At 40.4% G+C, this 14,379-nt stretch carries 17 protein-coding genes; all 17 read left to right on the top strand.

Features of this window, described 5'->3' with window-relative positions:
- Positions 1-27: 27 nt before the first annotated feature.
- Complete coding sequence (locus tag QT711_RS01195) at positions 28-1,302, top strand: flagellar hook-length control protein FliK (RefSeq protein ID WP_317941659.1); 1,275 nt, start codon at positions 28-30, stop codon at positions 1,300-1,302.
- Between the two features lie 4 nt (positions 1,303-1,306).
- Positions 1,307-1,954 (top strand): flagellar hook assembly protein FlgD, encoded by a 648-nt coding sequence (flgD, locus tag QT711_RS01190; protein ID WP_317941658.1) that lies wholly within the window; start codon positions 1,307-1,309, stop codon positions 1,952-1,954.
- Between the two features lie 21 nt (positions 1,955-1,975).
- Entirely contained in the window at positions 1,976-2,356 is a 381-nt protein-coding gene (locus QT711_RS01185; RefSeq protein WP_317941657.1) for a TIGR02530 family flagellar biosynthesis protein, read from the top strand.
- An 86-nt stretch (positions 2,357-2,442) separates the two neighbouring features.
- The gene (locus tag QT711_RS01180; RefSeq protein ID WP_317941656.1) at positions 2,443-3,426 is read left to right on the top strand and encodes a flagellar hook-basal body complex protein; all 984 of its coding nucleotides are present in this window, start codon (positions 2,443-2,445) and stop codon (positions 3,424-3,426) included.
- A gap of 127 nt (positions 3,427-3,553) precedes the next feature.
- Positions 3,554-3,775, top strand: coding sequence for a flagellar FlbD family protein (locus QT711_RS01175; RefSeq protein ID WP_317941655.1), 222 nt, complete (start codon positions 3,554-3,556; stop codon positions 3,773-3,775).
- The gene (gene fliL / locus QT711_RS01170) at positions 3,765-4,190 is read left to right on the top strand and encodes a flagellar basal body-associated protein FliL (protein ID WP_317941654.1); all 426 of its coding nucleotides are present in this window, start codon (positions 3,765-3,767) and stop codon (positions 4,188-4,190) included. The genes QT711_RS01175 and fliL overlap by 11 nt, the downstream gene beginning before the upstream one ends.
- Before the next feature lie 39 nt (positions 4,191-4,229).
- Positions 4,230-5,228, top strand: coding sequence for a flagellar motor switch protein FliM (fliM, locus tag QT711_RS01165; RefSeq protein ID WP_317941653.1), 999 nt, complete (start codon positions 4,230-4,232; stop codon positions 5,226-5,228).
- Positions 5,221-6,423, top strand: a complete 1,203-nt coding sequence (gene fliY, locus QT711_RS01160; protein WP_317941652.1) for a flagellar motor switch phosphatase FliY — start codon at positions 5,221-5,223, stop codon at positions 6,421-6,423. The genes fliM and fliY overlap by 8 nt, the downstream gene beginning before the upstream one ends.
- A gap of 21 nt (positions 6,424-6,444) precedes the next feature.
- Positions 6,445-6,807 (top strand): response regulator, encoded by a 363-nt coding sequence (locus tag QT711_RS01155; RefSeq protein WP_317941651.1) that lies wholly within the window; start codon positions 6,445-6,447, stop codon positions 6,805-6,807.
- Between the two features lie 22 nt (positions 6,808-6,829).
- The gene (locus tag QT711_RS01150; protein ID WP_317941650.1) at positions 6,830-7,501 is read left to right on the top strand and encodes a flagellar biosynthetic protein FliO; all 672 of its coding nucleotides are present in this window, start codon (positions 6,830-6,832) and stop codon (positions 7,499-7,501) included.
- On the top strand, positions 7,494-8,159 hold the full coding sequence (fliP, locus tag QT711_RS01145) for a flagellar type III secretion system pore protein FliP (protein ID WP_317941649.1): 666 nt from the start codon (positions 7,494-7,496) through the stop codon (positions 8,157-8,159). The genes QT711_RS01150 and fliP overlap by 8 nt, the downstream gene beginning before the upstream one ends.
- Positions 8,160-8,221: 62 nt before the next feature.
- On the top strand, positions 8,222-8,491 hold the full coding sequence (gene fliQ, locus QT711_RS01140) for a flagellar biosynthesis protein FliQ (protein ID WP_317941648.1): 270 nt from the start codon (positions 8,222-8,224) through the stop codon (positions 8,489-8,491).
- Between the two features lie 4 nt (positions 8,492-8,495).
- Positions 8,496-9,272, top strand: coding sequence for a flagellar biosynthetic protein FliR (fliR, locus tag QT711_RS01135; RefSeq protein WP_317941647.1), 777 nt, complete (start codon positions 8,496-8,498; stop codon positions 9,270-9,272).
- A 2-nt stretch (positions 9,273-9,274) separates the two neighbouring features.
- Complete coding sequence (gene flhB, locus QT711_RS01130) at positions 9,275-10,357, top strand: flagellar biosynthesis protein FlhB (protein WP_317941646.1); 1,083 nt, start codon at positions 9,275-9,277, stop codon at positions 10,355-10,357.
- Positions 10,358-10,382: 25 nt separating this feature from the next.
- Entirely contained in the window at positions 10,383-12,413 is a 2,031-nt protein-coding gene (gene flhA / locus QT711_RS01125) for a flagellar biosynthesis protein FlhA (protein WP_317941645.1), read from the top strand.
- On the top strand, positions 12,413-13,522 hold the full coding sequence (gene flhF / locus QT711_RS01120; RefSeq protein ID WP_317941644.1) for a flagellar biosynthesis protein FlhF: 1,110 nt from the start codon (positions 12,413-12,415) through the stop codon (positions 13,520-13,522). The genes flhA and flhF overlap by 1 nt, the downstream gene beginning before the upstream one ends.
- A complete protein-coding gene (locus QT711_RS01115; RefSeq protein ID WP_317941643.1) occupies positions 13,515-14,378 on the top strand; it encodes a MinD/ParA family protein in 864 nt (287 codons plus the stop codon). Before flhF ends, QT711_RS01115 begins: the two co-directional genes overlap by 8 nt.
- The last annotated feature ends 1 nt before the right edge of the window (position 14,379 follow it).

Genomic DNA, 14,379 nt, shown 5'->3' with positions numbered 1-14,379 from the left:
GTTTACACATTGAAAGGGGGTGAAAAATTGAACATCAGCGCACTACAGTCACTCGTTATTGGAAATCCAACGACCGTAAAGTTGGGGAATGAACAATCAAGTTCTTCTACAAAATCCTTTGGATCAGTATTTGGCCAGATGATGGCTACACCTAAAGACTCGTCTGGTAGCCAATCAAGTGGAAATATTGACGTGCACTATTTGAAAGATGTACTACAGGCGAATACGTTGGAAGATTTGAAAGAAGCACTAAGCGCAATACCAGGTTTTGATTCAACGGAATTGACAGAAACAATCAATTCGTTAACAAGTGCATCGAGTGTCGAAGAAATCCTCGCTACACTTATGGTGGAACCAGAACAGTTTCTTGACGACTTAAAAAAATTGTTCGTAGAAGCTGGACTTCCTGAAGAAGAATTCAATCATCAGTTAGAGACGGTTGATGTTTGGACAATGATCGGTTTTCTAGAAGAGGTTGGAGTTGCATTTTATGAAAAACTAGGCGAGACGATGGATAAGAACCTAACTCCTAACGAAAAGGTATCTGTTGTATCTTTCCTTAAAATGGTAGAGTTTCTCGCTGCTCATTCGGATATGACCGTCACAATGGATCAGAAATTGTCTAGTTTCACAACCATGTATCAGCTGACATTGGAACAGTTGCAGACAAGATTGCAAACTACGCCTATAAGTAAACAGGGGTACATGCAGTTGTTGCAAGATAAAGTAAATGTACAAATCGTTCGGTCGAATGAGTCTTCATCTACTGACAATGGGTCATCTAGTAAACAACCGGATACGACATCTCAAGGAAATGTTTCGTCGACGACGCATGCATCAATAAAAACGGAATTTTCGTTGTCTCAAGAACCAAACACTTCAAATAGAAGTGAAACGTTAATGCGAGAAATGCAGCTACTGTTGAAACGCTCGAACTTCGGACAAGTAGGTGGGTCAACGAGGATGCTGATCAAGTTGTACCCTGAACATTTAGGGCAAATACGTATTGAGTTACATGAAGCAAATGGCGTATTGTCCGCAAGAATACTGGCCTCCACTTCACTTGCAAAAGGGATGTTAGATAGCCAATTGCATCAGCTCAGACACGCGTTCGCCCAACAGAATTTGCAAGTGGACCGTATTGATATTTCACAGTCCATTCAAGATCCTTCACGTAGTGATCGGGAACAATCGTTCAATGAGCAATTTAGACAAAGGCAACAGCCTAGTGAACAACAACAGAACAATACTCCAGAAGATGAAACTTCTTTTGAAGAATATTTAATTGAATTAGAGGTGTAGGCAATTGGTAGAAGGCCAAAAACCGATAACGGAATCGATGTTTTTGCTTAATAAGCAACGGGAACAACGTAAAACTGGGCCCGATACGATGGGAAAAGACGCTTTCATGAAAATTCTCATTGCACAACTGCAAAACCAAGATCCGACAAATCCGATGAAAGACAACGAATTCATTGCACAAATGGCGCAGTTTTCTTCTTTGGAACAGACAATGAATCTAGCGAACGCATTTGAAAAATTCGCTATCGCTCAAAACCAGACGCAGTTAATCCAATATAATCAATTTGTTGGAAAAAATGTCCGTTGGCATGAAGTGACGGATGAAAAAGGTGAAGACGGCAAACCGGTCATTCATGAAGGAACAGGCGTCATTAAAGCTGCGAAGTTTGTCGATGGATCTGTAATTTTTATTATGGAAGACGGCAAAGAACTGACACCAGGCAACATTTCTGAAGTATTAGCTGGCACAGGCAACACGAACAGTTTGCTAGAAGCAAGTATGCTCATCGGTAAAACTGTTGGCTATATGGACGGAGAGGAAGAGAAAAGCGGTAAAGTTGTTTCTGTTTCAAATAAAGATGGGAAGCTGGAATATGTGTTAGAGGATGGCACAAGAATCGACGGCAAATCATTTACATCGATTAGTCAGTAACGAAGAAAAGGGGCGAAGTGTATGGAGCAATTGAACATACATCGCGTTCCATCGCAACCATTCATACGTCACGGACAACAGCCTAAAACGTCGCCAAGTATTCCGCAATCATTTTCGGAGCAACTGAATCAGGCAATGATGCCGACGCAATTGAAAATCAGTAAACATGCATCCGATCGGTTGAGAGAGCGAAATATTCAAATTACCGAACTTGAATGGACGCGTATATTTGATAAGGTGAATGAGGCTAAAGTGAAAGGGATCAAAGAGTCGCTTGTACTTTTGGATCAAGCTGCCTTGATTGTCAGCGTTAAGAACTCGACAGTCATTACAGCGATGGATCGCAAAGAAATGAAAGATCAGTTATTTACAAATATCGACGGAACAATCATTTTAAGTTGAATAGGCAGGACCTCTAAAAGAGGATGCCAACGTACTGCTGACCGACAGAGGCAGATACACTCATTATCCGAGAGGGGAAAATAAATATGTTACGTTCTATGTACGCAGGAATTTCAGGGTTGAAAAACTTCCAAACAAAGTTAGATGTCATTGGGAATAATATTTCAAATGTGAATACGTACGGTTTCAAAAAGAGCCGAACGATTTTTAAAGACTTAGTATCCCAGACCGTTGCGGGTGCATCCGGTTCAAGCGATGCGCGAGGCGGTGTGAACCCGAAGCAAGTCGGTTTAGGCTCTCAATTAGCAGCAATCGACGTCATTCAAAGTGGTGGAGCATCCCAGTTTACAGGTAATACGTTGGACCTTGCATTGTCTGGTGACGGCTTTTTCCAAGTTGCGGACGGTGTGGCAGATCCAGCGACAGGAGCAAAAACATTTACGAATACACTTTACACAAGAGCTGGTAATTTCTATATGGATAACAATGGCTACTTAGTAAATTCAGATGGGAAGTTTCTTGTTGGATACGCGGTAGATGGATGGGATGGCGATCCAAGTAGCGTCAAGGATGCATACCCAAATGCGAATACGGTTAAGGGTGATTCAACTGTAGAAGGAAATTTAGATACTGATAATAATGGGGTCGCAGATGCAGAACCAGTCATAATTGAGGGTGGAGAACAAGCAAGTTATACACCAATCCGAATCCCTAAAAACGCACAATCTATGAGTATCGGACAAGACGGTACCGTTACGTTTGTTGATGGTGAAGGAACATTGAAGTGGGCAGGTCAACTGGTGTTAGCGAAATTCTCGAATCCGGGTGGTTTAGGGAAAGTTGGAGGGAACTACTTCCAATCAACTGCGAACTCCGGTGATCCATTGATCCAAGTTGCAACAAAAGAGGGATTAGCTTCCGTCGAATCAGGCTTCCTTGAAATGTCCAACGTCGATTTATCCGAAGAGTTTACGGATATGATCGTTGCACAACGTGGATTCCAAGCGAACACGCGTATTATTACGACATCAGATGAAATCTTGCAGGAACTTGTTAACTTAAAACGATAAGGTTACTCGCATACTTTTTCACGCACACAATCATAGTTACCCAGATCGCTAACTTGGTAAACATCTTATAGTAAGAATTGTAATCGCAAAGGAGGGTCGGGCCGGCTCTGTGCCCGGCCCCTTACATATGATTAAAGTTAAACGTCTCAATGGTACGGTATTCATACTGAATGCACTTTACATAGAGAAAGTTGAATCGTTCCCTGATACGACGATTACGTTGACAACTGGGACAAAATACGTCGTTTTAGAGGATGTTGAAGACGTACAAAAACAAATGATCGATTTTTATCGCTCCATCCAATTATTATCGAATCCGCATATTCGAGGTGAAGAAAATGAAGAATAAAGCTTTGACGATTGCATTAATAACAGTTGTTTCATTAACGTTAGTAGGAATTGTCGTACTCATTCTATCTTTGCAGTTCAAAGGGAATGTAGGAGATACCGAACCAACAATTGACGAAATTCTTGAAGCGTCGGTAGATGTTCCTGAAATTATGACAAACTTATCGGGCCGCCAATATATTAAACTGTCTTTAAAAATCCAAACAGATGATAAAAAAGCAGCAGAAGAATTAGCAAAAAGAGATTTTCAAATTAATAACATCGTCATTCAGGAGCTATCTGAAATGACTGCAGAAGATTTTGAAGGAAAAGCCGGTAAGCAGGCATTTGAAGAATCGATTAAAGCACAATTGAATCCGCTCATGCAAGAGGGTGAAATTGAGAAAGTGTATATCGTTTCTTATATCATTCAATAATGACGGCGCGAAGTACTAAACCGTTCGGGAGGTGACCTTATGTCGGGAGATATTTTATCCCAAAATGAAATAGATGCATTGTTATCCGCCTTGTCAACAGGTGAGATGTCTGCAGATGATATGAAAAAAGAAGAAGAGACCCGGAAAGTAAAAGTATATGATTTCAAACGGGCTCTCCGTTTTTCAAAAGACCAGATTCGAAGTTTGACACGAATTCATGAAAACTTTGCTAGATTGTTAACGACTTATTTCTCTGCTCAGTTACGGACTTATGTACAAATTAACGTCGCATCGGTCGACCAGATTCCGTTTGAGGAGTTTTTACGTTCGATTCCGAATATGACATTGCTTAATATTTTTGAAGTTCCACCACTCGAAGGTAACATAATTATGGAAGTAAATCCAAATGTCGCCTATTCCATGCTTGATCGTCTAATGGGTGGCGGTGGAGATGGCCCCGGAAAAGTGGACAATATGACTGAGATTGAAACGAAAATATTGACAAATCTTTTTGAACGATCATTTGATAATTTACGGGAAGCATGGTCAGGCATTATCGAGATCGATCCATTTTTATCTGAAATGGAAGTGAATCCGCAGTTTTTGCAAATGATTTCACCGAATGAAACAGTAGTCGTTATCTCATTTAATATTGTTATCGGTGAGTCGAGCGGAATGATCAATATTTGTATTCCGCATGTCGTTCTTGAACCGATTGTGCCGAACTTATCTGTTCGTTATTGGATGCAAACGAATAAAAAAGAGCCTTCTCCTGAACAGAGTGTCGTGTTAGAGAAACGCTTGAAGAAAGCAACTTTGCCAATCACGGCCGAATTAGGACAAGGTTTCATGTCCGTGGAAGACTTCTTATATTTGCAAGTTGGAGATGTGATCCCTATTGACCGGAAAATTGAAGATCCACTCATAGTTAAAGTAGGGGATGTCCCAAAATTCACAGCTCAGCCAGGGCATCTTAGAAATCGAATGGCTGTTCAAATACTCGATATCATGAACGGAGAGGATGAAGATGATGAGTGATAATGTGTTGTCTCAGGAAGAAATTGAAGCTTTATTGCGTGGGGAACCGCTGTCTGTTGATGAACCCGCTACATCCTCTTCTGAGAAAGAAGATTTAGATAATCACTTAAGTGAAATGGAAAAAGACGCACTTGGTGAAGTAGGAAATATTTCATTTGGAAGTTCTGCGACAGCTCTTTCGTCCTTGCTTGGACAGAAGGTTGAAATCACTACTCCTGCAATAACTGTTGTTGACCGTAGCTTGTTGGAAACGGAATTCATACATCCTTATGTAGCGGTCCAAGTGGAGTATACAGAAGGGCTGAATGGTACGAACTTACTTGTCATTAAACAAAGTGATGCAGCGATTATTGCGGATTTAATGCTAGGCGGGGATGGCCTTGCGCCAAGTGAAGCATTGAATGAAATCCATTTAAGTGCTGTCCAAGAAGCAATGAACCAAATGATGGGGTCTGCAGCGACGTCCATGTCAACCGTCTTCAATAAGAAAGTGGATATCTCTCCACCTTCTATCGATCTAATGGATTTACAAAACGAAGGCCATACAGAACAGATACCTAACGACGAATTAATGATTAAAGTATCATTTGAACTGAAAGTCGGCGAACTCATCGACTCGAATATTATGCAATTGTTTCCGTTGCAGTTCGGAAAGAATCTCGTCACTTCATTAATGGGCATGGGGGCAGAAGAGGAAGCGGCTGTCACGATGGAAGCTCCAACAAAGAGTGAATCTACTTCAACATTTGCTTATGATCAGAGCCATAATGAGTCCGTTCATCAAGATCCATATGCATCCATGAACGACCAACAACAAACGGCTTGGGACCAACCTATAACACAGCAATTGCCACCTAGACAACAGCGACCAACTGTGCACGTTCAAGAAGCGAAGTTTGCGAGTTTTGATAGTCCATCTTTGAACAAAGCAGAGTCCAACAATTTGAATATGTTGCTGGACATCCCTTTGCAAGTGACGGTGGAACTCGGTCGGACAAAACGTTCCGTAAAAGAAATTCTTGAAATGTCGAGTGGTTCAATTATAGAATTGGATAAGCTGGCAGGTGAACCTGTCGATATTCTAGTAAATAATCGACATATTGCCAGAGGAGAAGTTGTCGTCATCGATGAGAATTTCGGTGTGCGAATTACAGACATTTTAAGTCAAAAAGAACGACTAAACAATTTACGCTAGTATCCAGGAGGTAAAAAGGAAATGGGAAAAAGAATTTTAATTGTAGACGACGCAGCATTTATGCGCATGATGATCAAGGACATTTTAACTAAAAACAATTTTGAAGTAGTAGGAGAAGCTGCGGATGGTGCACAAGCAGTCGAAAAGTATTTCGAGCTGAAACCGGATTTAGTAACAATGGACATTACAATGCCGGAAATGGATGGTATTGCAGCACTGAAGTCAATTAAAGCAAAAGATCCATCTGCGACGATTATTATGTGCTCGGCAATGGGCCAACAGGCAATGGTGATCGATGCCATTCAAGCAGGTGCAAAAGATTTCATCGTAAAGCCGTTCCAAGCAGATCGAGTTGTTGAAGCAATTCAAAAAGCACTAGGGTAAGCGGATGATCGTATTTACAAGTTTGAAAAAATGGATGCTACTTATAGTTGTTATTTTGCTAGGCTTTACAGTATTTGAGCATGTGGCTTTAGCTGAAACCGATTCAAACAAGTATGTCGACGAATGGATGAAATCTGATAAAAATTTAAAAGAGGAACCACCTAAAGAAGAACAGAAAGAACCGGCTGTTGGCCCTGCAACGGACTCAACAGCTGCTAGTTCTTCATTTGGTGATTATATTCGTATGATTTTTTCTTTTTTGTTTGTCATCGGTCTTCTGCTTGCGCTATTAAAATTCTTGAACCGCAGAAACCGAATGTTTGACCAGCATCGATTGATGAAAAATATCGGCGGACTATCACTCGGTCAACAAAAGTCCATTCAACTCGTCCATATAGGAAACTCCTATTACTTGGTTGGTGTTGGCAATGAAGTACAACTATTAAAAGAAATAACCGATGCAAATGAAATTGCGAAACTAGAAGACTATATTCGAGAAGGTGACATTCAACCACCGGCTGGCCTTGTCGCTAAAGTGGTTTCGAAATATGTCAATCCGAATCGCTCACTTGAGAAAACAGAAGAGCAGGTAGAATTCGGCCATCTCTTTAAAGACAAAATTAACGAGCTTAAAGAGGAACGAAAGAAACATTTAAGAAGATTGGAAGAAAAGGAGCGCAGACAAGATGAATGATTTCGTCCAGTTTTTTTCGGACAGCGACGCAACGAATGTCTCAACATCTATCAAATTACTGCTGCTCCTAACAGTTTTATCACTTGCTCCTGCAATTCTAATTCTGATGACTTCGTTTGCTCGTATTGTCATTGTGCTGTCGTTTGTTCGAACAGCGCTCGCAACACAACAAATGCCTCCGAATCAAGTAATTGTCGGTCTTGCTCTGTTTTTAACATTTTTCATTATGGCCCCAACTTTTCAAGAGGTAAATGAAAAAGCGCTGACACCGTTGTTCGCTGAAGAAATTTCACTTGAACAAGCATATGAGGAAGCAAGTATGCCCTTTAAGGAGTTCATGAGCAAACATACGAGACAAAAGGACTTGGAGTTGTTTCTTCGGTACAACGAAGCAGAACGACCAGAATCGTTAGAGGATATTCCTTTGACGATGCTTGTACCTGCGTTCGCGTTAAGTGAGATTAAAACAGCTTTTCAAATGGGTTTTATGATTTTCATCCCATTTCTCGTCATTGATATGATTGTCGCAAGTGTATTGATGTCAATGGGGATGATGATGTTGCCGCCGGTCATGATTTCATTGCCATTTAAAATCCTACTATTCGTTTTGGTGGATGGTTGGTACCTCATCATGAAATCATTGTTACAAAGTTTTTAGCGAAAGTATATAGGTATTCTTTATGAGCAAAGTGGTATTTTCCAATTTAGGAGTGGTAAAACATGACAGGTGAAGTAGTCATCTCGATTGCTGAACGGGCAGTATGGGTCATTTTATTAGCATCCGGACCGTTGTTGATTGTCGCATTAGTGTCAGGTTTGCTTGTTAGTATTTTTCAAGCAACAACACAAATCCAAGAACAGACTTTAGCATTCGTACCAAAGATTGTTGCAGTACTAGTTGCGATTGTATTCTTTGGACCTTGGATGCTTTCAAAAGTCACTGCCTATGCATCCGATATTTTTGATAATCTTGTCCGGTATATAGGGTGAATGAATGGAAGCATTAATCCCATCAATGGCCGTCTATTTACTTGTGTTGACGAGAGTGACGGCATTTATTGTCACTGTTCCGTTCTTTTCATATCGCACAATCCCGACTACTCAAAGAGTCATTTTTGCTGCATTACTAGCATGGGTGATGGTCTACACGATTGAAGCACCAACCCTTGAGATAGATGGTACATACATACTTTTGGTGTTAAAAGAAGCAACTGTCGGTTTGTTTATTGGTCTTATTGCTTATATTGTCATGTCAGCAATTCAGATTGCAGGTGGCTTTATCGATTTTCAAATGGGTTTTGCCATTGCCAATGTGATTGATCCACAAACAGGTGCACAATCACCACTATTAGGTCAATTTTTTAATGTTCTCGCTTTATTGTTGTTATTAACCTTAAATGCTCATCACATGTTGTTAGATGGTATTTTCTATAGCTATCGTTTTGTACCAATCGATGTACTATGGCCATCTTTTGGAGAAGAGCGATTGGTCGAATTCATAGCAAAAACATTTATGACAACTTTTGCAATCGCTTTTCAAATGTCGATTCCAATTGTTGCGACATTATTTCTTGTCGATTTAGCACTCGGTATTACAGCTAGGACTGTACCACAATTAAATATATTTGTTGTTGGTTTTCCGATAAAAATCGGCGTTAGCTTCCTCGTCCTCGTGACGACGTTTACAGTCATGATTGCGATGATGCAGAAACTTTTTGAGATCATGCTAGCAGCAATGAGAGATTTGATGATCATCTTAGGGGGTGGCTAAATATGAGGTTAACGTTGGACTTACAGTTTTTCGCAGGCGAAAAAACTGAAAAAGCCACCCCGAAAAAAAGACTTGATTCACGGAAAAAAGGACAAGTGTTAAAAAGTCAAGATGTTACAAGTGCCATTGTCATGCTTGCGGTGTTTCTATTTCTTTATTTTGCTTCTGGCTTTATGAAAGATCGCTTTTTTGTTTTCTTTACCCACTCGTTCACCGAATACTTCTCAAAAGATGTATTGGATATACATTCAACAATGGAGATGTATCGAACGATGGTAGCTGAAATGGCTTTCATCTTGCTTCCAATCATGGTGATAGCGGTTATTGCCGGAATAGCCGGCAATCTATTTCAATTCGGTCTGCTCTTTACGACTGAACCATTGAAATTTGACTTGAAGAAAATCGATCCGATTAAAGGATTAAAAAGAATCTTTTCAGTTCGTGCTTTAGTGGAATTGATGAAATCTTTATTAAAAATCTCTTTCATCGGTTCCGTGACAACCATTATTCTTGTTATGAATATCGAAAAAGTACTCGGGTTAGCTTTTAAAACACCACATGATACGCTCGTAATCGTTGGACAATTGGTCGCTATCATGGGGATCATCGCATCTCTTGTACTTTTATGTATATCAATTTTGGATTATTTTTATCAGAAATATGATTATGAAAAAAACCTGCGGATGTCCAAACAGGATATTAAGGATGAATATAAAAACACTGAAGGGGATCCAATCATTAAATCCCGTATTAAACAACGTCAACGGGAAATGGCAATGAGGCGGATGATGCAAGAAGTGCCCCAAGCGGATGTAGTCATTACAAATCCAACCCATTTTGCGATCGCCTTGAAATATGACGATGAAAAAATGGATGCGCCGATTGTTCTGGCAAAAGGTGCAGACTTTGTTGCTCAAAAGATTAAGTTGATTGCCAAAGAACACGACATTGTCATGGTGGAGAATAGACCACTAGCTCGTGCGTTATATGATGATGTTGAAATCGGGGACAGGATTCCTGACCAATTCTTTAAAACCGTCGCTGAAATTTTAGCGTATGTTTATCGAATTCAAAAAAAGATTTAAGAATAAATGAGAAAGAAGGGATGACATGCAATTTAGGGATATAGGTGTACTAGCATCTGTCATCATGATTGTCGCGATGCTCGTCATCCCATTACCGCCATGGTTGTTAAGCTTTTTGATCATTATTAACATTACACTGGCTTTGATGGTATTGTTAACGTCCATGAATATGCAAGAAGCACTGCAATTTTCGATTTTTCCATCATTGCTACTGCTTCTGACGTTGTTCAGACTTGGATTGAATGTTTCCACGACGCGTGCAATTCTTTCCAAAGGGGATGCTGGGGGAGTTGTTGAGACGTTTGGTACGTTTGTAACAGGTGGGAACATTGTCGTCGGTCTTGTTGTATTCGTCATCCTTATCATTATCCAGTTCATCGTCATCACAAAAGGGTCTGAACGTGTTTCCGAAGTAGCAGCCCGCTTTACACTTGACGCAATGCCCGGAAAGCAAATGAGTATTGACGCAGATTTGAACGCTGGTATGATTTCTGAAACGGAAGCACGAGTTCGACGAGAAAAAGTGAGTAATGAAGCGGATTTTTATGGTGCAATGGATGGGGCGACAAAATTTGTCAAAGGGGATGCAATTGCCGGTATAATCATTGTAATGATTAATCTACTTGTAGGAATGATCATCGGTGTTGTTCAAATGGATTTACCTTTTGCTGAAGCTGCAACAAAGTTCTCAATGTTGACAGTCGGTGATGGAATTGTTTCTCAAATCCCTGCACTGCTCATTTCGACAGCCACTGGAATCGTTGTCACACGTGCAGCATCTGAAGGAAATCTTGGGACAGATATTACAAAGCAACTATTAGGTCAACCGAAACTGTTATATGTCGCTGCAGCTACTGTATTTCTATTAGGCTTATTCACACCGATTAATGACATCCTAACAGTACCTGTAGCGATTGCTCTTGCTACAGGTGCATACGTCATGAGTCGTAAATCGGAAGAAGATCCTCATGAACTAATGGAAATGGAGGAAGAGGTTGAAACAGAAGGGATGAAGAGTCCCGAAAATGTCGTGAACTTGCTCAATGTAGACCCTATTGAATTTGAATTTGGCTATGGCCTTATTCCACTTGTAGATGCACAGCAAGGAGGGGATCTGCTCGATCGAGTCGTCATGATTCGTAGACAACTGGCGTTAGAATTAGGTCTTGTCATTCCAGTCGTTCGTATACGCGATAATATCCAACTTCAGCCAAACGAGTACCGAATCAAAATTAAAGGAAGTGAACTCGCACGTGGTGAGCTGTTGCTTGATCATTACCTTGCCATGAGTCCTGGAGGAGAAGATTCAATTATAGGCATTGATACGGTAGAACCGTCATTTGGTCTTCCGGCAAAATGGATTACAGAAGACGTGAAACAAGATGCGGAAATTATGGGGTACACAGTTGTAGACCCGCCGAGTGTCGTCTCTACTCATTTAACAGAAGTAATTCGTGCCAATGCATCTGACTTAATTGGTCGTCAGGAAACAAAACAACTCGTCGATCATGTTCGAGAAACGTATCCAATATTAGTCGACGAATTAACTCCGACACCATTATCGATTGGTGAGATTCAGAAAGTTCTTGCGAAGTTGCTTAGTGAAAATGTATCGATCAGAAACTTGCCTGTCATTTTTGAAACACTCGCAGACTACTCAAAATACTCGTCTGATATCGATTTGCTCACGGAATATGTACGTCAATCGCTAGCAAGACAAATCACGGCACAGTATTCTTCAAGTGTAGATTCTTTAAAAGTACTAACGGTTTCAGGAAGAGTGGAAAAACTGATTGCTGATCATATCCAACAAACGGAACAAGGGAGCTATTTATCCATTGATCCTAATGATTCACAAGCAATTTTAGAATCGATTGCAAAAGAAGTCGAGAGAGTCGCTTTGTTGGATCAATCTCCAATACTCTTATGTTCTCCAGCAATACGTATGTACTTACGGCAAATAACAGAACGGTATTTCCCTCAAATCCCTGTGTTATCTTACAATGAACTTGAAGCTTCAATTGAAGTACAAAGTGTCGGGGTGGTGGATAGTTGATGAAGATGAAAAAATATACAGCTGATACGATGGTAGAAGCGATGAAGAAAGTTCGCTCTGACTTCGGAGATGATGCTGTCATTCTAAGTTCAAATGTAGTGAAAACTACGGGTTTCCTTGGATTGTTCAAGCGAAAAATGGTCGAAGTTGTAGCAGGTTTTGATGAACCTCCACAAGCGAAAATTCAAAAACCGACTTTGTTTGAAAAGGAAGCAGCACAAATTAGTCCTATCGAATCCGATCTTAAAAAAGAAATGCATGACATGAAAGTATTGTTGCAAGAAATGAAACAGGCTACTTCTTTTGCGAACTTTCCGGATAGTCTTTCCCCATTGTTAACGACATTGGAGGCCCAAGGATTATCAAAAGAAACAATCTATCACATTGGAAATCTACTATTTACAACGATGAAAGAAGACAAAAAGGATTTAACGACGGTTGAACAAAAACAACAAGCAGCAGCAGTGCTAGCAGAGTTGTTTGCCGACTTACCGTTTGGTGGAATTGATACGACCAAAAAATATATTAACGTATTAGGTCCAACCGGTGTCGGCAAAACGACAACAATCGCAAAAATTGCAGCAAGAGCATTGTTGGAAAACAAAAAGAAGGTCGGATTCATTACAACAGATACATACAGAATTGCGGCAATCGAACAACTACGTACCTATGCAAATCTACTTCAAGCCCCAGTCGAAATCGCGTATAATCGTGAAGATTTCAAGGCGGCAATTGATAAGTTGAAAGACGTAGATCTTGTTTTCATCGATACAGCGGGCAGGAACTATAAAGAAACAAAGTATGTAGATGATGTTAAACAGTTAATTGACTTCTCGCTCGATATGGAAACGTTTCTTGTATTATCTGTGACTGCGAAAGAAGATGATATGAAAGCCGTCGTTGAGAAATTTACTTCCTTCCCAATTGAAAAATTCATCTTTACAAAAGTGGATGAAACAAGTTCCATCGGGCCCATGTTTAACTTGATGAAACAATTCCAAATTGGAGCCGCCTATTTCACAGATGGACAAGAAGTACCGGAAGATCTAACAGAAGCAACTGTAAAAGTGTTAATTGACCGACTACTGGCAGGTGTTGACGATGCGTGACCAAGCAGAAGAACTTAGGCTGAAAATGTTGAGAGGTCAAGGTCGACTTGCAAAGTCCATTGCTATCGTCAGTGGAAAAGGAGGAGTCGGTAAGTCCAACTTCTCCACAAACTTCGCCTATTCCTTACAATTGAGAGGGAAGAAAGTCATTGTAGTGGATATGGATTTAGGGATGGGCAATATCCATATTTTATTAGGAGTGACGCCTCGATATAGTTTAAAAGATTATTTGTTAGGGGAGCAATCGTTGGATGCCGTATTGAATCGTGACACGCATGGATTGGCATTCATATCTGGTGGGTCTGGACTTGATACAATTCTTGATTGGACTGAGCCAATGTTTGAGCGCTTGCTTTTAGCGTTTGAACGTCTTCAACAAGATTATGATGTGATTTTGTTTGATATGGGTGCAGGCGCCACACAGCGCTCTATCGATTTGATTGTTGCGGTCGATGAGGTCATTGTCATCTCCACGACGGAACCTACATCTATTACAGATGCTTATTCGATGATGAAATTCATCTGTTTACAAGACGCTGACAAGAAATTTAGCATTGTGACAAATCGTGTTTCAAAAGGTCAGGATGGCAATGAATCCGCTACAAGATTACAGTATGCCATGAAAAAGTTTCTAGCAAAAGAAACAACACTGCTAGGTTTTCTACCTGAAGACGCTGTTGTTCATAAATCGGTCATTGCCCAAAAGCCGTTCATACTCGAATATCCAAATGCGTTAATATCCAAACGACTGTTGGCAATCGCAGATATGTATGTTACGGATAATCAATTGGAACCAATCGAAAAGACGAAATTCATACAAAAACTTAAGGGGATATTTTTGAAAGGGCGTGATTGAC

It is taken from the genome of Sporosarcina saromensis (genome assembly GCF_033253735.1).
GTDB classification, from domain to species: Bacteria; Bacillota; Bacilli; order Bacillales_A; family Planococcaceae; genus Sporosarcina; species Sporosarcina saromensis.
This window is presented reverse-complemented; position numbering and strand designations above follow the sequence as displayed.